General features: G+C 63.2%; 26 protein-coding genes and 1 pseudogene. 10 read left to right on the top strand and 17 right to left on the bottom strand.

Annotated elements, in window-relative coordinates; translation table 11 throughout:
- Positions 1 to 47 precede the first annotated feature (47 nt).
- The 8 genes from ybgF to ruvB form a co-directional block, all read right to left on the bottom strand.
- Positions 48 to 1,157, bottom strand: coding sequence for a tol-pal system protein YbgF (gene ybgF, locus NKH01_RS11095; protein ID WP_353020183.1), 1,110 nt, complete (start codon positions 1,155 to 1,157; stop codon positions 48 to 50).
- Positions 1,158 to 1,344: 187 nt separating this feature from the next.
- Positions 1,345 to 1,851 (bottom strand): peptidoglycan-associated lipoprotein Pal, encoded by a 507-nt coding sequence (pal, locus tag NKH01_RS11090; RefSeq protein ID WP_353020181.1) that lies wholly within the window; start codon positions 1,849 to 1,851, stop codon positions 1,345 to 1,347.
- Positions 1,852 to 2,146: 295 nt separating this feature from the next.
- A complete protein-coding gene (gene tolB / locus NKH01_RS11085) occupies positions 2,147 to 3,430 on the bottom strand; it encodes a Tol-Pal system beta propeller repeat protein TolB (RefSeq protein WP_502895839.1) in 1,284 nt (427 codons plus the stop codon).
- Positions 3,431 to 3,497: 67 nt separating this feature from the next.
- Complete coding sequence (gene tolA, locus NKH01_RS11080; RefSeq protein ID WP_353020179.1) at positions 3,498 to 4,655, bottom strand: cell envelope integrity protein TolA; 1,158 nt, start codon at positions 4,653 to 4,655, stop codon at positions 3,498 to 3,500.
- An 8-nt stretch (positions 4,656 to 4,663) separates the two neighbouring features.
- Complete coding sequence (locus NKH01_RS11075; protein WP_352494160.1) at positions 4,664 to 5,122, bottom strand: ExbD/TolR family protein; 459 nt, start codon at positions 5,120 to 5,122, stop codon at positions 4,664 to 4,666.
- A gap of 9 nt (positions 5,123 to 5,131) precedes the next feature.
- Complete coding sequence (gene tolQ, locus NKH01_RS11070; protein WP_023719609.1) at positions 5,132 to 5,842, bottom strand: protein TolQ; 711 nt, start codon at positions 5,840 to 5,842, stop codon at positions 5,132 to 5,134.
- Between the two features lie 295 nt (positions 5,843 to 6,137).
- Positions 6,138 to 6,608 (bottom strand): tol-pal system-associated acyl-CoA thioesterase, encoded by a 471-nt coding sequence (gene ybgC / locus NKH01_RS11065; protein WP_023719610.1) that lies wholly within the window; start codon positions 6,606 to 6,608, stop codon positions 6,138 to 6,140.
- A 125-nt stretch (positions 6,609 to 6,733) separates the two neighbouring features.
- Complete coding sequence (gene ruvB / locus NKH01_RS11060) at positions 6,734 to 7,774, bottom strand: Holliday junction branch migration DNA helicase RuvB (protein ID WP_023719611.1); 1,041 nt, start codon at positions 7,772 to 7,774, stop codon at positions 6,734 to 6,736.
- On the opposite strand from ruvB, the gene NKH01_RS35300 reads away from it, so the two are divergent.
- A complete protein-coding gene (locus NKH01_RS35300; protein ID WP_348633225.1) occupies positions 7,773 to 8,027 on the top strand; it encodes a hypothetical protein in 255 nt (84 codons plus the stop codon). The two genes, ruvB and NKH01_RS35300, sit on opposite strands and share 2 nt — an antisense overlap.
- Before the next feature lie 3 nt (positions 8,028 to 8,030).
- On the opposite strand, the pseudogene NKH01_RS35295 reads toward NKH01_RS35300, so the two are convergent.
- From NKH01_RS35295 to rcdA, 6 genes and pseudogenes are all read right to left on the bottom strand, one after another.
- Positions 8,031 to 8,105 (bottom strand): annotated as a pseudogene (locus tag NKH01_RS35295) (AbrB/MazE/SpoVT family DNA-binding domain-containing protein); the annotation flags it as partial.
- 40 nt (positions 8,106 to 8,145) lie between these two features.
- Entirely contained in the window at positions 8,146 to 8,766 is a 621-nt protein-coding gene (gene ruvA, locus NKH01_RS11050) for a Holliday junction branch migration protein RuvA (RefSeq protein WP_353020177.1), read from the bottom strand.
- 13 nt (positions 8,767 to 8,779) lie between these two features.
- Positions 8,780 to 9,202, bottom strand: coding sequence for a type II toxin-antitoxin system VapC family toxin (locus tag NKH01_RS11045; protein ID WP_353020175.1), 423 nt, complete (start codon positions 9,200 to 9,202; stop codon positions 8,780 to 8,782).
- Positions 9,180 to 9,449, bottom strand: a complete 270-nt coding sequence (locus tag NKH01_RS11040; RefSeq protein WP_023719615.1) for an AbrB/MazE/SpoVT family DNA-binding domain-containing protein — start codon at positions 9,447 to 9,449, stop codon at positions 9,180 to 9,182. The genes NKH01_RS11045 and NKH01_RS11040 overlap by 23 nt, the downstream gene beginning before the upstream one ends.
- A gap of 56 nt (positions 9,450 to 9,505) precedes the next feature.
- Complete coding sequence (gene ruvC / locus NKH01_RS11035) at positions 9,506 to 10,018, bottom strand: crossover junction endodeoxyribonuclease RuvC (protein WP_352480921.1); 513 nt, start codon at positions 10,016 to 10,018, stop codon at positions 9,506 to 9,508.
- Positions 10,019 to 10,323: 305 nt separating this feature from the next.
- The gene (gene rcdA, locus NKH01_RS11030) at positions 10,324 to 10,851 is read right to left on the bottom strand and encodes a protease adaptor protein RcdA (protein ID WP_023719617.1); all 528 of its coding nucleotides are present in this window, start codon (positions 10,849 to 10,851) and stop codon (positions 10,324 to 10,326) included.
- Positions 10,852 to 11,429: 578 nt separating this feature from the next.
- On the opposite strand from rcdA, the gene NKH01_RS11025 reads away from it, so the two are divergent.
- Entirely contained in the window at positions 11,430 to 11,981 is a 552-nt protein-coding gene (locus tag NKH01_RS11025) for a DUF2269 family protein (protein ID WP_023719618.1), read from the top strand.
- A gap of 40 nt (positions 11,982 to 12,021) precedes the next feature.
- Here NKH01_RS11025 and NKH01_RS11020 read toward each other — a convergent pair whose 3' ends face one another.
- Together NKH01_RS11020 and NKH01_RS11015 are read right to left on the bottom strand one after the other, a co-directional pair.
- On the bottom strand, positions 12,022 to 12,792 hold the full coding sequence (locus NKH01_RS11020) for a sulfite exporter TauE/SafE family protein (protein WP_023719619.1): 771 nt from the start codon (positions 12,790 to 12,792) through the stop codon (positions 12,022 to 12,024).
- A gap of 95 nt (positions 12,793 to 12,887) precedes the next feature.
- Positions 12,888 to 13,337, bottom strand: coding sequence for an Lrp/AsnC family transcriptional regulator (locus NKH01_RS11015; protein WP_023719620.1), 450 nt, complete (start codon positions 13,335 to 13,337; stop codon positions 12,888 to 12,890).
- A gap of 132 nt (positions 13,338 to 13,469) precedes the next feature.
- On the opposite strand from NKH01_RS11015, the gene NKH01_RS11010 reads away from it, so the two are divergent.
- The 3 genes from NKH01_RS11010 to NKH01_RS11000 all read left to right on the top strand — a co-directional run bounded on the left by NKH01_RS11010 (position 13,470) and on the right by NKH01_RS11000 (position 16,211).
- A complete protein-coding gene (locus NKH01_RS11010; RefSeq protein WP_352588241.1) occupies positions 13,470 to 14,354 on the top strand; it encodes a DMT family transporter in 885 nt (294 codons plus the stop codon).
- A gap of 176 nt (positions 14,355 to 14,530) precedes the next feature.
- Positions 14,531 to 15,178, top strand: coding sequence for a thiamine phosphate synthase (locus tag NKH01_RS11005; RefSeq protein WP_353020171.1), 648 nt, complete (start codon positions 14,531 to 14,533; stop codon positions 15,176 to 15,178).
- A gap of 1 nt (position 15,179) precedes the next feature.
- Positions 15,180 to 16,211 (top strand): tetratricopeptide repeat protein, encoded by a 1,032-nt coding sequence (locus tag NKH01_RS11000; protein WP_353020169.1) that lies wholly within the window; start codon positions 15,180 to 15,182, stop codon positions 16,209 to 16,211.
- 45 nt (positions 16,212 to 16,256) lie between these two features.
- Here the strand turns inward: NKH01_RS11000 and NKH01_RS10995 are convergent, their stop codons facing one another.
- Positions 16,257 to 17,273 carry a zinc-dependent alcohol dehydrogenase family protein gene (locus tag NKH01_RS10995; RefSeq protein WP_352494151.1) on the bottom strand — a complete coding sequence of 339 codons (1,017 nt, stop codon included), beginning with the start codon at positions 17,271 to 17,273 and terminating at the stop codon, positions 16,257 to 16,259.
- 95 nt (positions 17,274 to 17,368) lie between these two features.
- Here NKH01_RS10995 and NKH01_RS10990 point away from each other — a divergent pair, with 95 nt between their 5' ends.
- The 5 genes from NKH01_RS10990 (at position 17,369) to NKH01_RS10970 (ending at position 21,776) form a co-directional block, all read left to right on the top strand.
- Complete coding sequence (locus tag NKH01_RS10990) at positions 17,369 to 18,241, top strand: LysR family transcriptional regulator (RefSeq protein WP_352480922.1); 873 nt, start codon at positions 17,369 to 17,371, stop codon at positions 18,239 to 18,241.
- Between the two features lie 138 nt (positions 18,242 to 18,379).
- Complete coding sequence (gene efp, locus NKH01_RS10985) at positions 18,380 to 18,946, top strand: elongation factor P (protein ID WP_023678016.1); 567 nt, start codon at positions 18,380 to 18,382, stop codon at positions 18,944 to 18,946.
- An 81-nt stretch (positions 18,947 to 19,027) separates the two neighbouring features.
- Positions 19,028 to 19,828: an inositol monophosphatase family protein gene (locus tag NKH01_RS10980; RefSeq protein WP_023719626.1), complete on the top strand. Its 801-nt coding sequence runs from the start codon at positions 19,028 to 19,030 to the stop codon at positions 19,826 to 19,828.
- Positions 19,829 to 19,927: 99 nt separating this feature from the next.
- Positions 19,928 to 20,635 (top strand): PAQR family membrane homeostasis protein TrhA, encoded by a 708-nt coding sequence (gene trhA / locus NKH01_RS10975; RefSeq protein ID WP_023719627.1) that lies wholly within the window; start codon positions 19,928 to 19,930, stop codon positions 20,633 to 20,635.
- A gap of 115 nt (positions 20,636 to 20,750) precedes the next feature.
- The gene (locus NKH01_RS10970) at positions 20,751 to 21,776 is read left to right on the top strand and encodes a MotA/TolQ/ExbB proton channel family protein (RefSeq protein WP_023719628.1); all 1,026 of its coding nucleotides are present in this window, start codon (positions 20,751 to 20,753) and stop codon (positions 21,774 to 21,776) included.

Genomic DNA, 21,776 nt, shown 5'->3' with positions numbered 1-21,776 from the left:
GCCCAAAAGTGGGCCCGGTTTTGGGGCAACGACGTGCAACAGAAAAACTAGCACGCCGCGAGTGCCCTTTCCTGCTTGACCCGCTCCTTGAGCGCGCCGGAAATATCGGGGTAGCGCTTGCCGATCTCGCTGAAGGTGGCACAGGCCACGTCGCGCTGCTTCAGCCCGACCAGTGAAACGCCGAGCTTCAGCAGCATGTCTGGCGCTTTCTTGGCCTTGGGATAGTCCTTGCTGGCTGCGAGGAAAGTCTCGGCCGCATCGCGGTATTTCTGCTGGCCGAGCAGCGATTCACCGAGCCAGTAATGCGCGTCCGCCGCTTTGGCGTCCCGGGGAAACCGAGCGATATGGTCGCGGAAGCCCTGTTCGGCGGTGCTGTAGTCGCCCGACAGGATGAACTGGTAAGAGTTGCGGTAAAGCTCCTCCGGGTCGTTGGTCGAGGGGAGTGCCGCGACCACCGTATCGTCGGATTTGCCGGCCTTGTTGCGGGCTGCGTTGGCGCCGTTGGCTGGGGCCGTATTCTGCTCCGGCGCGTTCGCCTGCGCATTGCCGTCGGCTTCGACGACATTGCCGTTTTTGTCGACGGTGATGGTGCCGAACGTCTTGGGCGGCGCGCCGGGGATCAGCTTGCCGGGATCGCCGTTGGGCGATTCGACGATGACGTCCTCGACGCTCTTGTCGCCGGCTGGCGGCGTGTCGGCAGCGGCCGGAGCCTGCGTTGCAGGCGCCTCCGCCACGTTACTGTCGCCGTTGGGGTTGTCGCTGTTGGGCGCCGCCTCGGACTTCTTCTGCTCGGCCGGCTGCTGCGCGCCTTGCGGACCGCCTTCCAACTGCTGGAAGCGGAATTCGTTGTCTTCCTGCTGCTTGCGGATCTGCTCCTGCATCTGCAGGACCTGGAAGTTGAGTTCCTCGATCTTGCCGTTCATCTGCCGGAGCTGTTCCTCCAGCGCCGGAGTGCCGGTGCCATCCTGTTGCGCGAGTTGAACCTGATCCGGCTTTTTCTTTTCACCGAAAATGCCGGGCAGTTTGATCGTCGGCAGATGGAAGGAAAAGCCGCTTTCCGATGACTGCTCGGTGCCGCTTGCCCCGTCAGCAAGTGCCGCGATACTTGATACGAGCAGCAGCGCAAGCGTGCCGCTCAAGACCGATCTGAAATGCATGTGCCTCTCGCCGTGAAACCGTTGTTGCGCGCCTCTCACTCGAAGTAGACCAGCCAACTGGGACTAGCCAGACGCTCTCGGCTCTTAACAGGACGTGAGACTTCGGCCAAATTTTGTTTGGAGCGGGCAGATATGAAAAAGGCGGCCCTTTGGCCGCCTTTCGCACCAAGTGTTGCATTTATGCCGATCAGGAGCCGGCGCCGCCCAGCGTGGTGACGGCGCGGCGGTTCTGCGACCAGCAGGAGATGTCGTCGCAAACCGCGACCGGACGCTCCTTGCCGTAGGAAATGGTCTTCAGGCGCTGCGCCGAAACGCCCTTGGCGACCAGGAAGTCGCGGGTGGCGGCAGCACGGCGGGCGCCGAGCGCCAGATTGTATTCGCGCGTGCCGCGCTCGTCGGCATGGCCTTCGATGACGATCGCATACTGCTTGTACTGGTTCAGCCATTGCGCCTGGCGCGCCAGCGTCGTCTGCGCGTCAGCGCGGATCGAGGACGAATCGGTATCGAAGAAGATGCGGTCGCCGACGTTGACGGTAAAGTCCTGGGCCGACCCGGGCGTTGCCGCGCCAGCGCCGTTGAGGCCGAGATCGGCGGCGTTGTTCGGCGTCTTCTTCGAGGCGCAACCGGTGATCGCGAGCATCGCGACCAGCGCGATCATGACCGGGTTTGTGGTAAGTGCTGCGATACGGCCCATGCCGCCTCTCCTTCGCAATTCGAGTGATTTCATTGATCGTCCAGTAACCACGTTTGGGTTAACCGGCGCTCAAGAAACACGGTTAAAATTTGGTTTCGGCTGCCGTCCGCAGCCCTATGCAGGGGATACCCTGAGGAGCCACCCTATGAGCCACAATGAGCGCGGACCGTAGGCGGAAATGCGGCCAAAACGCGACCATCGGGTGAAAACAAGGCCGGAAACGGCGCTTTTCGGCGACCGTTGCCGGCGTGCAACTGGGAGCAAAGGACGCTCGAGTTGAACATCCTCTTCCAGCCTATTCCAGCAGCGGCGACCAGGCCGGATCCGAGGCGAAGTTCGCTGTCGGGATCGACTGTTCATTGCGGCCGGTGAGGTCGACCGAAACAAGTTTTGGTCCGCCATTGGAATCGCGGAAGAACATCAGCACCCGGCCGTTGGGTGCCCAGGTCGGCCCTTCCTGCTGAAAGCCGGTGGACAGGATGCGCTCACCCGAACCGTCGGTGCGCATGACGCCGATCTGGAATTCGCCGCCGGTCTGCTTGGTGAAGGCGATGAGATCGCCGCGCGGCGACCACACCGGCGTCGAATAGACGCCGTCGCCGAACGAGATGCGGGTCTGGCCCGAGCCGTCGGCGCCCATCACATAGATCTGCGCGCGGCCGCCGCGGTCCGAGGTGAACACCACCTTGCTGCCGTCGGGCGAGTAGGATGGCGACGTATCGATGGCGGTCGAGTTGGTAAGCCTGGTCGTCGAGCGGCTTCTCAGGTCCATGGCGAAGATGTTGGAATTTCCGTCGTCGCGCAGAAGGCTCATGATTACTTTCTGGCCGTCCGGCGAAAAGCGCGGCGCAAACGTCATGCCGGGGAAATTGCCGACCAGCTCGCGCTGCCCCGTCTCGATCTGCAGCAGGTACACCCGCGGCTGACCGCTCTCGTAGGACATATAGGTGATTTCCTGCCGGTTCGGCGAGAAGCGCGGCGTCAGCACGATCGACTTGCCGTTCGAGAGATAGCGGACGTTGGCGCCGTCCTGGTCCATGATGGCAAGCCGCTTCTTGCGCGCATTCTTGGCACCGGACTCGTCGATGAAGACGACGCGCGTGTCGAAATAGCCCTTCTCGCCGGTCAGCCGTTCGTAGATGGCGTCGGCGATGATGTGGGCGACGCGCCTGGTATTGGCGTCGTTGGCGAAGAACTGTTCGCCCGACATCTGCTGGCCGGCAAAGGTGTCCCACAGCCGGTACTGGGCGCGGACACGGCCGTCAGCCTCCTTGCCGACACTGCCGGTGACCAGCGCCTGCGCATTGATCACCTTCCAGTCCTCGAAGCGCGGCGTGGCATCCGGGTTCGAGATCTTTTCGATGAAAGCGCTTTTGTCGATCGGCGCGAACAGGCCGGAGCGTTTCAGGTCGGCACTGACGATGCCGGAAATCTCGGCGCCGAGTGCATCGCCACCCTGGAAATCGGTAATGGCGATCGGCAACGGCTCGACATTACCCTTGTTGACGTTGAGCTCAACGAGCGCCCGCGCCGGCAAGGTGGCGGCGGCAGTCATGCCCAGCGCCATCGCTACGATCATCAGGAGCGGCTTGAGGATGGATTTCATGTCTTCTCGCTTTTCTTCGCTGACTCTGTGGGCGCCGGGCCTAAAGGCCGAGCATCTCCCTGGGGTCGAAAGTGACCCGAACGTCGGACCAGATGTCTTGCTTGCCCGCGGGAACTTGCAAGCCGGCCACATCGCATTTCTGAACCGCGCGCACTGCACTTTCGTCAAACGGGCGGTTTCCGCTCGACTTTTCAACGCTCGGCCGGCCATCCAACTTGCCGGAGGCGTCCAGATTAAACCGGACCACGACGACGAAATTTTCCGAGCCCTCGAGCCCTGCCGGAAGCGTCCAGCAACCACCAAGCTGGGCTTCCAATGCCCCCTGCTCCGATTTCGAAAGCTTCTGGCCCTGATCCTTGTCGCCGCCGAGCGAAGACTGTTGGGTCGAGCGCTTGGCGCCGCCACCGGCCGGCTTCCGCTTGTCGAGCAGAGCCGAAATCTCGTCGGCGTTGAACTGCTTGTCGTCCGATTTCGGCTTGGACGAGGCTTCCTTGACCGGCTTGTCGGCGTCCTTGCGCTCCGGCGCCTTGGCGCTTTCGGCCTGGGCCGGCTGCGGCTTCGGCCGAGCCTCGGGTGCTGGCGCCGAGTCCGGAAGCTGCGCCTCCTCGGTTGGCGGTTGCTTGGCAATCGCCTCGGCGACGGCATCCGGCTTGACCTCGGGCTGCGGATCGATCGCGGCAGTCTTGTCCTGCGGCGGGGTGGGCGTCGGCTCTTTGGCGGGCGTCGGCTTGGGCTCGGTCTGCTTGACCGGTTCGGGCTTGACCTCCTCCTTCGGCTGCGGCACGGGCGCTACCTCCGTAGCGGGAATAGGCTTCGGCTGCTCCTTTGGCTTCGGCACGTCCTCAGGCTTGGGCTTTTCGACTGGCGTCGGCGCGGGTGGCGGAGCCGCCGTCATATCGACTGGCTGGGGCTTGGGCTCAGGTGTCGGCGGCTTGTCGGTGTCGACGCTGTTATCGCCGATTTTCTGGGCATCGGGAACGATGTCGGGACGCTGCGTCGGCAGCGGGGCCGGCTTGTCGTGCATCACAGCCTTCTTGTCGCCTTGCAGGATCTGCGCCGTCGCTTCCATCGGCACGATCTCGACCGACACCGATTCCGCATCAGACGCGGGCATCGCGGGCGGCGAGGACAACGTGAACAGGCCGAAGGCCAGCGCCACCGTATGCAAGATCACCGATGTGGTGAGGCCGGTCCGCATGTTCTTGTCTACTGATCCTGTTCCTGCAGTGACAGGAGACTCATGTTCTTGTAGCCAGCGGCTTGGACATAGCCCATGACCTTCAGAGCCGCTCCATAATTGGTTGCCTTGTCGGCGCGAACGAAAATGCGCTCGTCATAGCCGGTCTTCGAAATCGCCTGCAGCTTTGCCACCAGTTCCTCGATCGGGATCTCGGTTTCCTGAATGAAAATCTGGCCGGCGGCATTGATTGATAGGGTAATCGGTTGCGTGTCGGCCGCAATCGGCTTGGCCTGAGTTTCCGGCAGATCGACCGGAACGCCGACCGTCAGCAACGGCGCCGCGACCATGAAGATGATCAGCAGCACCAGCATCACGTCGACCATCGGCGTGACGTTGATCTCCGATATCAGGGCGTGATGGCGGCCGCGCCGCCTGTGGCCGCGCCCGCCGCGTCCTCCGCCACCTGCGCTTACGGACATTCCCATGATCGTTCCTCAGGCCTTCTGCACGACTTTTTCATCGATTTGGCGCGAGAGTATGGCGGAGAACTCATCCGCGAACCCTTCCATGCGCACCGCGATCTTGCTCGCGTCGGACGACAGCTTGTTGTAGGCGATGACGGCAGGGATGGCGGCGAGCAGGCCGATGGCCGTCGCCAGCAGCGCCTCGGCGATGCCGGGCGCGACCACCGACAGGCTGGTGTTCTTCGACGCGGCGATCGCCTGGAACGAGGTCATGATGCCGATAACCGTGCCGAACAGGCCGATAAAGGGCGCCGCCGAGCCGGTGGTGGCGAGAAAGCCGAGCCGCCCTTCCAGCTTTTCCATCTCGCGGGTCAGCGCCAGATCCATGGCCTTGTCGATGCGGGTCTGCAGGCCGAGCGGCGATTTCGCGCCCTTCTCGAAGCTCTTCTTCCATTCGCGCATGGCGGCGACGAAGATCGCGCTCATGCCGGTCGTCTTGCGGTCGGCGAGCGTGCGGTAAAGTTCTTCCAGCGACTGTCCCGACCAGAACACCTGTTCGAAGCGGTTGAGCGCCAGCCGCATGCGGGCATAGGCGACGAGCTTGTCGACGATGATCGCCCAGGTCCAGATCGAGGCGCAGAGCAAGCCGATCATGACCAGCTTGACCACCCAACCGGCCTGCATGAACAAGGCCCAAATCGATAAATGCGCGCCCGGTTCGGCGAGAGCGATGTTTTCCATGTTACGTCCTTAAAGATTTTCCGGGCGTGGCTGGCGGCTGGCCCATGGGCATCCCTTGTGGTCCGTTCGCGTTAGGCTGGCGGAATAACCCCAAATGCACCGTTGGCGGCCTTTTCGGGGCAAATATTGGTGAAAGGAAGGCGCTTGGATTCTTCCAATCTTAACCAATCCCTTCATGGACCGTTATGGTTAAGGATGGGTTAGGACGTACAGCGCGGCGCATTGCCGCGCCCTGATAGGTCGCCCGGCGATTCTGGCGTGGACCGGAAGTTCCGGGATCGTCCGCTCTGAATCATTATTTGCGCGTTCTTGGCATGAAAGCTGCGATCCAGTCCTTGGGAAAGCGCCGCGGCCGTCCGTTGTCGCCGACGATCGCCGCTTCGACCCGCGCCTCGACCAGCACTTCGCTGCCGCGCTTCAATTGCTGCGCCATGACGATCCGCGCACCGGAAATCTCGTCGGTGCGCGTATCGATGGTCAGGATGTCGTCCATGCGGGCCGAACCGCGGAAATCGATTTCCATGCGCCGCACCACCCAGACTATTTTCTCGCCATGTTTGCCCTCGGCAAGCTCGGTGTGGTGGACGCCGGCCAAGCGCAGATAATCGGAACGGCCGCGCTCGAAGAACTCGAGATAGCGCGCGTGGTAGACGACGCCGGAAAAATCGGTGTCTGCATAATAGACCCGCGCCATCAATCGATGGCCGAATTCCGTCAGCGCGCCGGAAAGCCCGGCGGACAATGCCGATTCACGGTGATCGTCCATTGCTGTCCTTTTGGCCCGACGGGCCCTGTTTTAAGCAACACCTGTTTTGCGCATAGACCGGCGATGATCAAGACCTGGAGGGCGGGGCCGGGAACTGCCAGCACCGAAGCCATAAGCAGCGGAACTTACGGCTCTTCCTGGAATAGGCTGATCTGCTGCTGCGCCAGGTCCTTCGGCGCGTCGAGGCCGAGATGCCGCCAGGCATTGGCCGCCAGCACGCGGCCGCGCGGCGTGCGCATGATAAAGCCTTGCTGGATCAGAAACGGTTCGATGATGTCCTCGATGGCATCGCGCGGCTCGGAAAGCCCAGCGGCGATGGTTTCGATGCCGACTGGCCCGCCGCCGAAATTCCGGGCGATCATCGACAGATAACGGCGGTCGAGCGCGTCGAGGCCGAGCCCGTCGACCTCCAGCCGCGTCAGCGCCTCGTCGGCGATCTTGCGGTCGACATGGCCGTCGCCGGCAACGCTGGCGAAGTCGCGCACCCGGCGCAACAGCCGGCCCGCGATGCGCGGCGTGCCGCGCGCCCGCCGGGCGATCTCCAAAGCACCGTCGTCACCGAGCGGCATGGCAAGGATGCGGGCGCCGCGCCGCACGATCTGCTCGAGTTCCTCGACGGAATAGAAATTGAGCCTGACCGGGATGCCGAAGCGGTCGCGCAGCGGGTTGGTCAACAGGCCGAGCCGGGTGGTGGCGGCGACGAGGGTGAAGCGGGCCAGGTCGATCTTGACCGAGCGCGCCGCCGGCCCCTCGCCGATGATCAGGTCGAGCTGGAAATCCTCCATCGCCGGATAGAGGATTTCCTCGACCGCCGGGTTGAGCCGGTGGATCTCGTCGATGAACAGCACGTCGCGGTCTTCGAGGTTGGTGAGCAGCGCCGCGAGATCGCCGGCCTTGGCGATGACCGGACCGGAGGTCGAGCGGAAATTGACGCCGAGCTCGCGCGCCATGATCTGCGCCAGCGTCGTCTTGCCGAGGCCGGGCGGGCCGACGAACAGCACATGATCGAGCGCTTCGCTGCGGCCCTTGGCGGCCTCGATGAAGACTTTGAGATTGGCCCGCACCGCCGCCTGGCCGACGAAGTCGCCGAGCGTCTGCGGCCGCAAGGTCTGCTCGGCATCCTCGCCGCGTTTGTCGGGAGCAATGAGGCGTGGCGAAAGGCTCATGCGCATACCGCTCGAAGGAAAAAGTTCGTATCGACACGGATTAACGTCACCCGGCACCCTCTCGTTCGGCGTCTTGCTGCTCGCCAACAACCTGGCGGCCCACTGCATCCCTTACCACCGCGTCGATCTGTTCCAGCGTAGCGGGCCCGTTAGGTGGATCACCCAGAAATCCAGCGAGGTCGGCAAATTCGAGATTGCGCGGCGTTCCTATCAGGAGACCATCCACGACCGTCCAGGCAACAGTATCGCCTGACTTGAGCGACAACTCGTTCCGGACTTTCTTTGGAATCGTAAGCTGCCCCCTGGAGGTCAAGCCCGCATATCCGACCATGCTCTTGTTCCTAGTCGGAATTTATTTGTCGGGCAACATCTCACCGTGCCAGCTCCTTCAGCCCGAAGCGGATCAGCTTCGATGCGTCCGCTTCCTCGCCTGCCGTCTTCAGCGCCGCCGCCACCGCATTGGCGGCAGTGTCGCGCGAATAGCCGAGATTGACCAGCGCCGAGACGGCGTCTGTAATCGGCGCCGAAGCAACGCCCTCGCCGAGCTCCTGCCTCAGGCCGATGGTGCCGGAGGCAGTGCCCGTATAGGCCGGCGCCTTGTTCTTCAACTCGGTGACGATGCGCTCCGCCACCTTCTTGCCGACACCCGGCGCGCGGCTGACCATGGCGATATCGCGCAACGCAATCGCATTGGCGAGGTCGGCCGGCGCCAGCGTCGACAGGATTGCCAGCGCCACCTTGGCGCCGACGCCCTGCACATTGTTCATCAACAACCGGAACCATTCGCGCTCCAGCACCGACTGGAACCCATAGAGCCGCAGCATATCCTCGCGCACATAGGTCTCGATGAACAATATCACCGCCTCGCCGGGCGGCGGCAATGCGGCAAGCGTGCGCGCCGAGCAATAGGCGACATAGCCGACGCCATGCACGTCGACGATGCAGAAATCCTCGTCGATCTCGTCCAACGTGCCTTTTAGCTTGCCGATCATTTGAGCGTGCCGATCATGCCGGGTGGGTTTCCGGAGAGATGATATCGAGGTCCGGGAAATAGCTGCGATAGCGCGCGGCATCGCGCGTCAGCAGGCGATGCGCAGCGACAACCGCATGGGCTCCAATAAAGAAATCCGGCAGCGCTCGTTCGCGGAGGCCGCCGGCGCGGCGATAGCGGGAGTGCGTGACACCAGCGAGGAAGGCCGCTTCCCACGGCAGGAGTTCACGCTCGATCTTGAGCATGTCGGCTGCTTGGCGAAGGGCCTGCTCCGTTGCAATCAGCGGCGCGAGTTCGGACCAGACGATTGTGTTGATGACAAGCGCGCCGTCGCGCCGGCATGCGGTGATCGCCGACGCCGACCATTTCCTCTCCTGTCCGGCAGGACCCCAAACGTCGATCAGGACATTTGTGTCAATCAATGTCGAGGTCTTCACGCGGGCCCCTCAGCCATTCCACATATTCGTCCGCCGTCATGCCCCCCAGATCCAGCGTACCAGCCATACGGCCGAGCATCTGGCTGAATCTGCGCGAGGCTTCCTCCTTCGACATGTTTTCGTCGACCGCAATGACACGAGCACCGTCCTCGGTGGGGACGAACTCCACCTCCGAGCCCGGGCCGATACCCAGATGATCCCGTATTTCCTTCGGGATGGTCACTTGGCCCTTGGTGGTAACGCGCATGGTAATACCTCGTTGGTATTACTTATTGTTCACTGGAGAACAAGTCAAGAACAAACTTATTCGGCCAGCATCGCCATCCTGTAGGCGATGCTCTGCCTGTGATGCGCGTGACAGATGGCGATGGCCAGCGCATCGGCGGCGTCGTCGGTGTCGAAAGTCGCCTTCGGCATCAGCACCTTGACCATCATATGGATCTGCTTCTTGTCGCCATGGCCGACGCCGATCACCGCCTTCTTGACGGCGTTGGGCGCATATTCGGCAACGGCAAGGCCGGCGCGCGCCGGCACCAGCATGGCGATGCCGCGTGCCTGGCCGAGTTTCAGCGTCGCCGCGGCATCCTTGTTGACGAAGGTCTGCTCGACCGCCGCCTCGTGCGGCATCGTGGCATGCAGGATCTCGGCAAGCCCGTCATGCAATTGGCAAAGACGCACCGCCAGCGCCGCCTTGTCGTCGGACCGTACTGTGCCGGAAGCGACGAAGCGCAGCGAATTGCCAAGGCTTTCGACGATGCCCCAGCCGGTGCGCCTAAGCCCCGGATCGATGCCGATGATGCGAATCGCTTCCCCCATCCGCCAAGTCTACCTTCGGCGGGCAGCGATGCCAGCGAAATGTGAACAAACCAGAAACGGGGCTCGTGATGTCCACAAAGCCTCTGAGACCGTTTCGAAAGTCGCTCCGGGGAGTCATATGGTGGTGGTTTCGAGAACCGGAGCGCAGCGGACATTTGGTCCGTGAGCCCACGCGTGATCCCGAGGGGATCATGCGCGATCAAAGTGCTGCAGTGTCCTTTGCGCGTCCAAAAGGACGCGGCGCTGCAGGTAAGCGGAGAAAACGCCGCCAGATGGCCGCTGGAGTAGAGTTTCCAAACGGTCTCTCAGCCGCGGGCGAAAGCCGTGTTGAGCAACGTGATCTGGTCGGAGACCGGATTGAGGCGACGGCTCGACTGAGGCACCTCGGCGAGGCCGCCATAGATCTCCTCGTCCATGCGGCGCACCAGCGCCTGCAGGCGCAGCGAGCGGTTGACGAGGTCGACGAAATCCGTCGGCAGCTCGGCCCAGCCGGGCGCCTCGTCATGCGCGGAGGCGGTGTCGAGACGCACCTTGGATTTTTCGGAAGCCACCTGATCGCGGGTCATCTCGCCGGAATTCGCCGCCCGCTGCAAAAGCAGCCACGAGGCGACCTGCATCAGCCTGGTGGTCAGCCGCATCGACTCGGCCGCATAAAGCGTCGCCGCCAGCCTCGACAGCTTCTTGGCCTCGGCGCGGCCCTTGCCGTCGAGATATTCGGCCGCCTGCTCGACCAAGCCCATGCCTTCCTGATAGAGCGGCTTGAAGGATTGGGAGAAAACCCGGCGCTCCGCCAGCTTGATGGTGTTCGCGCTCGCCTTCGAAGGCTCGTTCATCGCTGCGCCCCTGCACTTGCCTGACAGCCGGCCGATTCGGCTCTTGGCCGCCATATCCGGCAGCCTAAACGACTGAAGCTTGAAAATGCGCTTCGCTGCCGGCGAAGGCAAGCACATGTTTAACAAACGGTTAACGGCCGCATTTGGCCCAAGGGGCTCCATGCCGGCGAACAAAAAAAGAGCCGCGGATAAGGCGGCTCTCAGGAGTTTAACAGGGAGGCGTCAAACAAAGTGGCTCCAACCACTCGGTAAGAATCCAGATCACTGGATGGACATAGTAAACGCCTGTAAAGCTTAACAAAGCCTTAACGCAGGGCATATTTTTCGATCAAGCGCCCAGCATCTGTGCCGTAACAGCACAGATGGCCGGCTAAGCCGCCGCTCTCACCACCGGCTGGAAAGTGGGGGCGACGCGCTTGCGCCACGGTTCCTCCAGATCGTGACCGACATACCGAAACAGATCCGCTCGCCGCGCGACATCGTTCCGAAACAGGCGCCGCGCTAAACGCCCGCTCCTCGCAACGAGGCGGAGCAAAATTGCGCTCCGGCAATCATGAAAATTTCTCAAGGAGCGAACAATGGACTGGTACTCGGCCGTTAAATTTCTGCACATCGTCTCGGCGATCCTTTGGGTCGGCGGCGGCTTCACCCTGATGCTGCTTGCGGTACGCGCCGACCGCGCTGGAAACGTCGAAGGCATGTTGCAGGCGATGCGCGCCACTGGCGAGCTCGGTAACCGGTTCTTCGCGCCGATGTCGATGTTGACATTGCTCTTCGGCCTCATCATGTGCGGCTTCTGGGTCGGCTTTTCCGATTTGTGGGTGCTGATCGGCCTTGCCGGTTATGCGACGACCTTCTGCATCGGCATGTTCGTCTTCAAGCCGACTGCCGACCGCATGGCAGGCATGATCGCCAAGGATGGCGTGACGCCGGCGGTGCTTGCCCAGGGCCAGCGCGTCCTCAATGCCGCGCGCTTCGACTATTCGGTGATGCTGATGATCATCGCGGACATGGTGCTGAAGCCGACACTGCACGACATCACCATTCTTGGCTGCATGGCGTTCGTGCTGGCAACCGGCGCTGCTCTCGCGCTTGGCAGGACGCGGCCGCTGCTGCCGAGTGCCGCCTGAGGTTTAAGGAATCCGGCGGCGGCCGCCTGGGGCCGCCGTCTTACAGAAGGCCGGCGATGCCGTCCCACAGAAGCTTGACCGCGACGACCGCCACGGTCGCATAGGTGAAGGGATAGAACAGCTCCGGCCGCATCCGCCGCACCAGCCAGGCGCCGGCGATTGTCGACAGCGGCGCCAGCGGCATCAGCACCGCCGACGCGGTCAAATTGGTGGTGTCGAACTGGCCGAGCGCGAAATAGGGGATGAGCTTCAGTGCATTGGTGACGGCGAAGAAGATCGCCGCGGTGCCGGACAGCACCTTCGGATCCAGCCTGATCGGCAACGCATAGACCTGAAAAGGCGGGCCGCCGACATGGGCGACGAAGCTGGTGAACCCGGCAACGGTACCCCAGAAGCCGGCGGCAACGCGGTTGGGCTCCGCCGCGTGGCCGGCACCGTGGCGGAGTTGCAAATAGAGCCAGCGCAGCACGAAGATCAGGGCGACCGCGCCGACGATCAGCCGGACCATCTCTTCGGTTACAAGTGCCGCCGTCAGCCAGCCAAGGGCAATGCCGATCACGGCACCCGGCATCATGTCGGCCAGCATCTTGCGGTCGAAGATACCCCACCATGTCCACACCGAGACAATGTCCATCAGGCACAGAATTGGCAGAAGAATTGCGGCAGCCTGAACCGGCGGCATGGTCAGCGCCATCAATGGCACGCCGACAAAGCCGACGGCGCCGCCGAAGCCGCCTTTCGACAGGCCGACGAGGATGACGGCCGGCATGGCCGCGGCATAGAACCAGGGATCGATGAGCAGGCCTGACATGGGGAAAGGAGGCTGGAGGGAAAGTTGAACTCTGGAATAGACCAGAAATGGCCAGACCGCGACCGCAAATACGTGGGCCACGCCACCGGAGCCCGTCACATGTTTGGCATGTCGAGCGGCGGCGGGCGTCTCCGGATCGGCTGCGCCTTGATGATGGCGGTGCTGGTTTCGGCCTTGTCGGCGATGCGGTCGAGAATCCCGTCGAGCTCGCCGATCGAGCGGACGAACAGCCGGGCAACGAAGCAGTCATCGCCCGTCACCTTGTCGCATTCGCCGAATTCCGGGATTTCCTCGATCAGCTTCTGGACGATGTGCAGCTTACCGGGCAACGGCCGGATGCGAACGATCGCCTGCAAGGCGTAGCCGAGCGCCTGCGGATCGATGTCGATGGTGAACGCGCGAATGACGCCGCGATCCTCAAGCCGCCGAAGCCGCTCCGAAACGCTTGGTGACGACAACCCGACCTGCAGCGCCAGTTCCTTCAGCGAGGTCCGTGAATCCCTGACCAGGATATCGAGGAGCTTTCTATCGAGCTCGTCCAGCATTTTACAATTCCAAGAAAAAGCCGATGTTTACCTAATTAAATTAGGTTCGTTCTGCATATCACCAGCTACAAGTCATGGAAAGGCCCGATCCGCCGTGGGATTATAAAATCTCAACGGGTTTCAGGAGCATCCATGGACAACACGGTACGCGGCACGATCGAAATGACTGCGGCGATGGCGATCCTCGGCACGATCGGCTGGTTCGTCGTCCTGTCCGGCCAACCCATCATGGACGTGGTGTTCTGGCGCTGCGCCTTCGGTGCGGTAACGCTGCTGGTTATCTGCACGGCGCTGGGACTGCTGCGCGGCAGGCTGTCGCTTCGCATTGTCGCGATCGCGGCTCTCGGCGGTGCTGCCATCGTTATCAACTGGCTGCTGCTGTTCAGCGCGTTTTCCCGCGCGTCGATCTCGATCGCCACGGCTGTCTACAATACGCAGCCCTTCATGCTGGTCGGTTTTGGCGCGCTCTTCTTCTCCGAACGGCTGACGGTGACCAAGCTGACCTGGCTCGGCATCGCCTTCGCCGGCATGCTGCTGATCGTGCAGGCCGCGCCCGATGCAGGCGATCATGGTACGGATTACTTTACCGGCATTGCGATGGCGCTGGCCGCGGCTTTCTTCTGGGCCGTTGCGGCTATCGTCACCAAGAAGCTCAAAGGCACGCCACCACACCTGATCGCCCTGATCCAGGTCTGCGTCGGCGTTCTCATGCTGGCACCCTTCGCCAATCTCACGCACCTTCCCGTCGATGCGCGGAGCTGGGTCATGCTGGCGACGCTCGGCATCGTCCACACCGGCCTGATGTACATCCTCATGTACGGCGCCATCCAGAAGCTGCCGACGCATCTGCAGGGATCGCTCTCCTTCATCTATCCAGTCGTCGCCATCCTCGTCGACGTCGTCGCCTTCGGCCACCGGCTGCATCCGGCGCAGATCGCCGGCGCCGCCGCCATCCTGGTCGCCGCCGCCGGCATGAACCTCGGCTGGTCGCTGTGGAAATCGAAGGTGCCTGCGTAGGGCCGCAAGCGACCAGGCGAGGAGAATTTCGGCCAACGGCAGCCATGCTGCCGAGCCCGATAGAATCTTGACGGCAATCGTGATCCCGCTGCCGCCTGTTCAATCCCCGCACTTTGCTCTATGCCGCAATGCAACCATCTTCGCCCGGCATAGGCGATAACCGGGACCGAACACCAATGAATGACGCAACGCCCCCCAACCGCTGCCGTATCGTGCTGATCGCGCCGCCGAACGTGCCGGCCGAGCGCATCGCCGCAGCCTTCGACGGCGGTGACGTCGCCTCGCTGATCCTGCCGGAAAACGGCATGGACGAGGCCGCCTTCCAGGCCTTTGCCGAGCAGATCGTGCCGGTGGCGCAAGCGGCCGGCATTGCCGTCATCATTGCTGGCGACACCCGCATCGCCGGCCGCGTCCAGGCCGACGGCATCCATGTCGAGGTCGGCAAGGACGAGCTCGCCGAAGCGATCGAACACTTCCAGGCCAGGATGATGGTCGGCACCGGCGGCGCCAAGACCCGCGACGACGCGCTGGAACTTGGCGAGGTCAGGCCCGATTATATTTTCTTCGGTCGCTTCGGCTACGACAACAAGCCGGAGCCGCATCCCCGCAACCTGTCGCTCGGGCAATGGTGGGCGGACGTGATCCAGATCCCTTGCATCGTCATGGCCGGATCCGATCTTGCCTCGGTGGAAGCTGTCGCCGCCACCGGTGCCGAATTCGTGGCGCTTTCCAGCGCGGTTTTCGCCGGCGACGTCGATCCGAAGACGGCGGTTGCCACCGCCAACGCGCTGCTCGACGAAACCGCACCGCGCTTCGAGGACTGACGTGCTCTCTCGGACGATCCTTTTCAGCGCTTTTCTCGCAACGGCCGTAACCCAGGCGATAGCGGCGGAACCCGTTCCGCTGCCGCAGCCGAGGCCGGATTCCAGCGAGCCTGCCGACAAGCCGTTTCTCCCACCATTGCCGCAGCCCGCCACCACGGCCCCTTTGCCGTCGGCCGATGCCATCAACCCCGACCGCTTCGGCGCAAAACCGTCCGACGCCGCCTACGGCGCCTTTCAGCGCGGCCTCTACAAGACGGCCTACAACCTTGCGATTTCCCGTGCTCAAAACGGCGATCCGGCGGCACAGACGCTGGTGGCCGAGATATTGTCGCGCGGCCTCGGCGTGCCGGTCGACGCGGCAGGGGCGGCGAAGTGGTATGCGCTTGCCGCCGAGCAGGGCATCCCGGAATCGCAATTCCAGTATGCGCTGATGCTGCTCGATGGCCGCTACGTCAAAAAGGACGAGAAGGAGGCCTATGCGCTGATGCAGGCCGCCGCCGAAGCCGGCAACCGCCTGGCGCAGTTTAATTTTGCCCAGCTGATGGTCGAACAGGAGCCCGGCGATGCCGGTATTGCCAAAGCCGTATCCTATTACGAGCGCGCCGCCGCGACCGGGCTTGCCGACGCACAATATGCGATGGCACAGGTCTACGCCAATGGCGCCGGCGGCAAGCCGCGCGACGATGTCCGCGCCCGCGGCCTGCTGGCACAGGCTGCGCGGCAGAACTACGACACGGCGCAGATCGATCTCGCCACCTGGATGATCGAGGGGCGCGGCGGCGCCCGCGACCTGAAATCGGGCTTTAACTGGATGAAGCAGGCCGCAGAAGGCGGCAACGTCGCCGCCCAGAACCGTCTCGCCAAGCTCTACATGAACGGCATCGGCACCGATCCGGATCTGATCCTCGCCGGCGCCTGGTATGTTGTCGCCCGCCGCGCTGGGCTCATCGACCAAGAGATGGACGATTTCCTGCAGGGCCTGACCGACGAGCAGACGCAGCAGGCGCTGCAACGGGCCAATCGCCTGCCCTGACTGTGATCTCGCGACTCATTGCACCCGGACTCGCAAGCGCGAGGCTCATTGCGTATGATCGAGCACGACCTTGCCGAAGGGCGAGCCGTGTTCAAGGTACCGAAAGGCTTCGGCGGCCTGGGTCCACGGTACGACCCGGTCGATCACCGGTCTCAATCGGTTGACGACAATGGCGCGGTTCATCGCCTCGAAGGATTCGCGTGAGCCCACCGGTATGCCTCGCGCCCTGACCTGCCGGCGGAAGATGTCGAGCGGGTTGATGGCGCCGTCACTGCCGCCGAGATAGCCGATGACGTTGATCTGGGCGCCGCGCGCCGCTGCCCTCAGCGATTGTGTAAAACTCTGCGGTCCGCCAACCTCGATGATATGGTCGGCGCCGCGCCCATCCGTCAATCCCAACACGGCCGATGCCCAGTCGGGGACGCTGCGATAGTTCACGCCATCATGCGCGCCCAGTTGCTTTGCCCGTGCAAGTTTCTCGTCGCTGCTCGACGTCACGATGACGCGCGCCCCGGCAGCGGCGGCGAATTGCATCGCAAACAAGGAAACGCCGCCGGTGCCGAGACAAAGTACGGTGTCGCCGGGCTTGACGCTGCCCTCTGTAAACAGCGCGTGCCATGCCGTCACGCCGGCGCAGGGCAGCGTCGCCGCCTCGAAGTCGCTCAGATTGGCCGGCGCCAGCACCGCCGCCTGTTCATCGAGCCGAGCAAATTCGCTGAGCAGCCCGTCGATCGGGCCGCCACGTTGATAGGAGGGCTCGGCCATCGCGAAACTGCCGCCGACCCAGCGCTGCCAGAACGTGCCGCAGACCCGGTCGCCGATCTGGAACCTGCTGACCTCGGCGCCGACGGCTACGACTTCGCCGACGCCGTCCGACAGCGGCACCAGCGGCAATGCAAACTTCGTGTGATAGCTGCCGCGGACGATCTCGGCATCGCGGTAGTTCAGCGCCGTCGCCTTCACCTTCACAATCATCTCTTGGCGCCCTGGTTCAGGCATCGGCCGCTCGACCATTCTGAGATTCTCGAGGCCGCCCGGGCTCTGCAATTCGATCGCTTTCATCGTGTTCCTTCTCTGCTGGTCCTGCCGGAGGAAAATCGCTTGCCATCCATCGGATTTCAAATTCATAATGTTCAGCATAATTATGCCTCTCTGACATGTTCAGGTGTCTCGTGCTCGAAGAACTGAAAACACTGGCCCTCTTTGCCGAGGAGGGTTCGATTCAGAAGGTGGCTCGACGCCTGCCGTTGACGCAGCCGGCCGTCACCCGCCAGATCCAGCGGCTGGAGGAGATGCTCGGCACGGAATTGCTCGACCGCCGGCTAAAGCCGTCGCGACTGACCCCGGCCGGCGTAGAGGTGCTGGCACGCGGCAAGGACATTCTCGCCGCCGTCGACGCGCTGCGATCATTCGCCAGGGGCAACGAGCCGGAGGGTCTGCTGCGGCTCGGCCTCGCCCATGGACTTTGCGACAAAGCCGTGGCCGCCGCCATTGCTGATGCCGTGGCGCGGTTTCCGAAGGTTTCGCTGCGTCTGAAGAGCGGTTGGAGCCTTGAGCTGGCCGACCAGCACAAGCGCGGACAGCTCGACCTCGCCTTCATCCTGGACGGCGGCAATTCCAAAACTGGCGACGGCGTTGTCGGAACCGAGCCCCTCGCCATCATCGCCGCCGAAAACACCGGCCGGCAAGCCGACGTCAAGACCATGCCCTGGGTTCTCAGTCCTGAACCTTGCGACGCGCGCCGACGGCTGGCGGCTGCCCTTGCCGAGGGCGGCCACAGGTTGATGGTCGGCGCCGAGATTCAGGACAGCGCGCTGCAGATCGACTGGGTTCGTCGAGGCCAAGGCCTTGGCCTGCTGCCCAAGCGGCTGCTGCAGGAAAAGCTGCCGGAGGGCATTGCCCTGGTCGACGCTCCCGGCCTCGAGCTGTCGCTGCGAATTGTCGTCTTGCGTTCGCCGCACCTGCATCTTTTAACAGAGGTAGCCGACGCCATGAGCGCGGCCGTAACCGCCATCGTCAGGACGGACTGAGGCTGCCGCGCCGCGCTGCCGGGCGAGCTTCGTTCCCGCTTCATCGGAAGGCGCTCCTTGCCTCTGCTAGCGATTTGTGGTCTTGGAGGCGCCAAATTGCCCTTTGCGGCGATCATCTCATTTCCGGATCACCTCACCATGGCCAAGATCAATGGCAACGAAATCCGTCCCGGCAACGTCATCGAGCATGATGGCGGCCTTTGGGTGGCGGTCAGGACCAACACCGTCAAGCCCGGCAAGGGCGGCGCCTACAACCAGGTCGAACTCAAGAACCTGATCAACGGCACCAAGCTCAACGAGCGCTTCCGTTCGGCCGAGACGGTCGAGCAGATCCGGCTCGATCTGAAGGATTTTTCCTTCCTCTACGAGCAGGGCGACGCGCTGGTGTTCATGGACACCGAAAGCTACGAGCAGCTCGAATTGCAAAAGGAGTTCGTCGGCGATCGCGCCGCCTTCCTGCAGGACGGCATGATGGTGACGGTCCAGCTCTATGACGAAAGGCCGATCGGCATTTCGCTGCCCGACCAGGTGACGCTGACCATCACCGAGGCCGACCCGGTGGTGAGGGGCCAGACGGCAGCCTCGTCCTACAAGCCGGCGATACTCGAAAACGGCATCCGTGTGCTGGTGCCGCCGTTCATCGGCTCGGGCGAGCGTATCATCGTCGATACCAACGAAATCACTTACGTACGCCGCGCCGACTAAGGCGTGATCCCGAAAAGTGGCAGACTTTTTGGATAGGATCACGCGTCAAAGCAGATAGGCGCAGCGACAGGAAGAAGAGCAATGGCGCGTTCCGCGATCCTCAATGTCATGGTCCAGGCCGCAATGAAGGCCGGCCGCTCGCTGTCGCGCGACTTCGGCGAAGTGCAGAACCTGCAGGTCTCGATGAAGGGGCCGGGCGACTATGTCAGCCAGGCCGACCGCAAGGCCGAAGACATCGTCTTTGCCGAACTGTCCAAGGCGCGGCCCGGCTACGCCTTCCTGATGGAGGAACGCGGCGTGATCGAGGGCGACGACGGCCAGCACCGCTGGATCGTCGATCCGCTCGACGGCACCACCAATTTCCTGCACGGCATCCCGCTGTTCGCGATCTCGATCGCGCTGGAGCGCCAAGGCCAGATCGTCGCCGGCGTCATCTACAATCCGGCGATGGACGAGCTCTACACCGCCGAGCGTGGCGGCGGCGCCTTCATGAACGATCGACGGTTGCGCGTCGCCGGCCGCACCAAGCTGGTCGATGCGGTGATCGGCTGCGGCGTGCCGCATCTCGGGCGTGGCCAGCACGGCAATTTCCTTGTCGAGTTGCGCAATGTCATGGCCGAGGTCTCGGGCGTGCGCAGCCTCGGCTCCGCCTCGCTCGATCTCGCCTACGTCGCCGCCGGCCGCATGGACGGTTTTTGGGAAATCGGCCTGTCGGCCTGGGATATTGCCGCCGGCATGTTGCTGATCCGCGAGGCGGGCGGCTTCGTCTCCGATTTTGCCGGCGGCCAGGACATGCTGACCGCCGGTTCGGTCGTTGCCGGCAACGAACTCATGCAACGCGCGCTGTTGAAGACGGTGAAGAAGCCGCTCCCAGCGCGCTGATGTAGTCGCGCCGCGCTGAAGCGCCGCAGTCGCAAAACCGCAACCAAAGCTTGAAATACTGTCCCGCGGCCGCCCAGATAAGGCGACGCAGGATCATCGATGACGAACAGCCGGCCCACATCCCAGAGCGAATTATCCCAGCTCGACATCCCCTTCATGGGGCGCTGGCATTACTCGCGCGCCGAGATCATCGCCGACGGTATCGTCCACGCCGTGGGCATCGTGCTGGCGATCGCTGCCGGCTCGACGTTGCTGGCACTGGCCGCCTATCGGACCGGCCCCGGCGAATATGTCGCCGCCGCCTTCTATGTGGTCTCGCTGCTCACGGTGCTGTCGGTTTCGCTGGCCTATAATCTGTGGCCGGTATCGTCGCCGGCGAAATGGATATTGCGGCGCTTCGACCATGCGGCGATCTACCTGCTGATCGCTGCGACCTACACGCCGTTCCTTGCCCAGCTCGGCGGCTCGCCGCTGGCTGTTTCGATGATCGTCCTGGTCTGGATCGCCGCGACGGTCGGCATCGCCATCAAGGTCTTTCTCCCCGGCCGTTTCGACCGGCTGGCAATCGTGTTCTATCTCGCCATCGGCTGGAGCGGCATCGTTCTGGTGGAGCCGCTCCTACGGACGCTGCCGGCGACATCGATCGCCCTCATCGTTGCCGGCGGCATCGTCTATTCCTGTGGCGTGATCTTCTTCGCCTGGAAAGGCCTGCGCTTCCACAATGCGCTGTGGCACGGCTTTGTCGTCACCGGCGCCGGCCTGCATCTGGCCGCCATGGTCGACTGCCTGGTCATCAACCGGCTTTGACCTCCGGTCGCGGACAGTGGCAATATTGCCAAGCGCCATTCAATTTCGTCACAATTCCGTTTAGAGTCGCAAACACAATGTGATCGGCGGCGATGGCATCGGAAACGGGGCACGGATGACTTTACTCAGATCCTTCGGCATGGGCAGGCGCTCCGACGTTCTGATCTACGACCCGCACAAATTGTCGAGCCCGCAGGTCTTTCTGCTGACCATGGTGATCTTTCTGTTCATCGTGGCCTTTATCGCCGCCATCCTGACCCGCCAGATCTCGACCGCCTTCGTCACCAATCCCGGCCTCAACGGCCTGATCATCGGCGTGCTGGCGGTCGGCATCCTGCTGGCCTTCGTCCAGGTCGGCCGGTTGTTCCGCGAGGTGCGCTGGGTCAATTCGTTCCGCGCCGGTTCCGAAACCACCGAACCCGTGCTGCTGGCGCCGATGAAGGCGATGATCGGCCGCTCCTCGACGATTGCCTTCTCGACCAGTTCGATGCGCACCATGCTGGATTCGATCGCCACCCGCCTCGACGAAAGCCGCGACACCTCGCGCTACCTTGTCGGGCTGCTGGTGTTCCTCGGCCTGCTCGGCACCTTCTGGGGCCTGCTCAACACGATCGGCTCGATCCGCGAAACCATCGAGTCGCTCGATCCCGGCACTGGCGACGCAGCGGCCGTGCTCGAATCCCTGAAGCAGGGGCTTTCCGCCCCTTTGGCCGGCATGGGCACCGCTTTCTCGTCGTCTCTGTTCGGCCTGTCCGGCTCGCTGGTGCTCGGCTTCCTCGACCTGCAGGCCGGCCGCGCCCAGACGCGCTTCTATACCGAGCTCGAGAACTGGCTGTCCTCGGTCACCGACCTGTCCTCCGACATCGTCGTTGCCGACGCGGCCAAGAGCGAACCCTCCGATGAAATCCGTCTGTTGTCGGAAAAGCTGCGCACCCTGCAGGAGAATGGCGGCGGCTCCAATCCGCGCGTCGCCACCGCCATGGCCAATCTCGCCGACGGCATTTCTGGCCTGGTCAAGAACATGCGCTCGGAACAGCAGATCATGCGCGACTGGGTCGAGGCCCAGTCCGACGAGCAGAAGGCGATGCGCAACACCCTGGAGAAGATCGCCGACGCCTTGAAGAAACCTGGAGTGCATTGA

Source organism: Mesorhizobium sp. M1403 (assembly GCF_040317695.1).
Taxonomy (GTDB): Bacteria; Pseudomonadota; Alphaproteobacteria; order Rhizobiales; family Rhizobiaceae; genus Mesorhizobium.
This window is presented reverse-complemented; position numbering and strand designations above follow the sequence as displayed.

Excerpts from the sequence above, each read along its gene's own strand:
- ruvC (WP_352480921.1), bottom strand. The coding sequence starts at position 10,018 with ATGGGGGAAGCGATTCGCATCATCGGCATCGATCCGGGGCTTAGGCGC.
- NKH01_RS10990 (WP_352480922.1), top strand. The coding sequence starts at position 17,369 with ATGTTCAGGTGTCTCGTGCTCGAAGAACTGAAAACACTGGCCCTCTTT.
- ybgF (WP_353020183.1), bottom strand. The coding sequence starts at position 1,157 with ATGCATTTCAGATCGGTCTTGAGCGGCACGCTTGCGCTGCTGCTCGTA.
- NKH01_RS11015 (WP_023719620.1), bottom strand. The coding sequence starts at position 13,337 with ATGCTGGACGAGCTCGATAGAAAGCTCCTCGATATCCTGGTCAGGGAT.
- trhA (WP_023719627.1), top strand. The coding sequence starts at position 19,928 with ATGACGAACAGCCGGCCCACATCCCAGAGCGAATTATCCCAGCTCGAC.
- NKH01_RS11005 (WP_353020171.1), top strand. The coding sequence starts at position 14,531 with ATGAATGACGCAACGCCCCCCAACCGCTGCCGTATCGTGCTGATCGCG.
- tolQ (WP_023719609.1), bottom strand. The coding sequence starts at position 5,842 with ATGGAAAACATCGCTCTCGCCGAACCGGGCGCGCATTTATCGATTTGG.
- NKH01_RS11010 (WP_352588241.1), top strand. The coding sequence starts at position 13,470 with ATGGACAACACGGTACGCGGCACGATCGAAATGACTGCGGCGATGGCG.
- NKH01_RS11040 (WP_023719615.1), bottom strand. The coding sequence starts at position 9,449 with ATGCGCGTTACCACCAAGGGCCAAGTGACCATCCCGAAGGAAATACGG.
- NKH01_RS10995 (WP_352494151.1), bottom strand. The coding sequence starts at position 17,273 with ATGAAAGCGATCGAATTGCAGAGCCCGGGCGGCCTCGAGAATCTCAGA.
- pal (WP_353020181.1), bottom strand. The coding sequence starts at position 1,851 with ATGGGCCGTATCGCAGCACTTACCACAAACCCGGTCATGATCGCGCTG.
- ruvB (WP_023719611.1), bottom strand. The coding sequence starts at position 7,774 with ATGAGCCTTTCGCCACGCCTCATTGCTCCCGACAAACGCGGCGAGGAT.
- NKH01_RS11020 (WP_023719619.1), bottom strand. The coding sequence starts at position 12,792 with ATGTCAGGCCTGCTCATCGATCCCTGGTTCTATGCCGCGGCCATGCCG.
- tolA (WP_353020179.1), bottom strand. The coding sequence starts at position 4,655 with ATGCGGACCGGCCTCACCACATCGGTGATCTTGCATACGGTGGCGCTG.
- NKH01_RS11075 (WP_352494160.1), bottom strand. The coding sequence starts at position 5,122 with ATGGGAATGTCCGTAAGCGCAGGTGGCGGAGGACGCGGCGGGCGCGGC.
- efp (WP_023678016.1), top strand. The coding sequence starts at position 18,380 with ATGGCCAAGATCAATGGCAACGAAATCCGTCCCGGCAACGTCATCGAG.
- NKH01_RS10980 (WP_023719626.1), top strand. The coding sequence starts at position 19,028 with ATGGCGCGTTCCGCGATCCTCAATGTCATGGTCCAGGCCGCAATGAAG.
- tolB (WP_502895839.1), bottom strand. The coding sequence starts at position 3,430 with ATGATCGTAGCGATGGCGCTGGGCATGACTGCCGCCGCCACCTTGCCG.
- NKH01_RS10970 (WP_023719628.1), top strand. The coding sequence starts at position 20,751 with ATGACTTTACTCAGATCCTTCGGCATGGGCAGGCGCTCCGACGTTCTG.
- NKH01_RS11025 (WP_023719618.1), top strand. The coding sequence starts at position 11,430 with ATGGACTGGTACTCGGCCGTTAAATTTCTGCACATCGTCTCGGCGATC.
- rcdA (WP_023719617.1), bottom strand. The coding sequence starts at position 10,851 with ATGAACGAGCCTTCGAAGGCGAGCGCGAACACCATCAAGCTGGCGGAG.
- ybgC (WP_023719610.1), bottom strand. The coding sequence starts at position 6,608 with ATGGACGATCACCGTGAATCGGCATTGTCCGCCGGGCTTTCCGGCGCG.
- ruvA (WP_353020177.1), bottom strand. The coding sequence starts at position 8,766 with ATGATCGGCAAGCTAAAAGGCACGTTGGACGAGATCGACGAGGATTTC.
- NKH01_RS35300 (WP_348633225.1), top strand. The coding sequence starts at position 7,773 with ATGCGCATACCGCTCGAAGGAAAAAGTTCGTATCGACACGGATTAACG.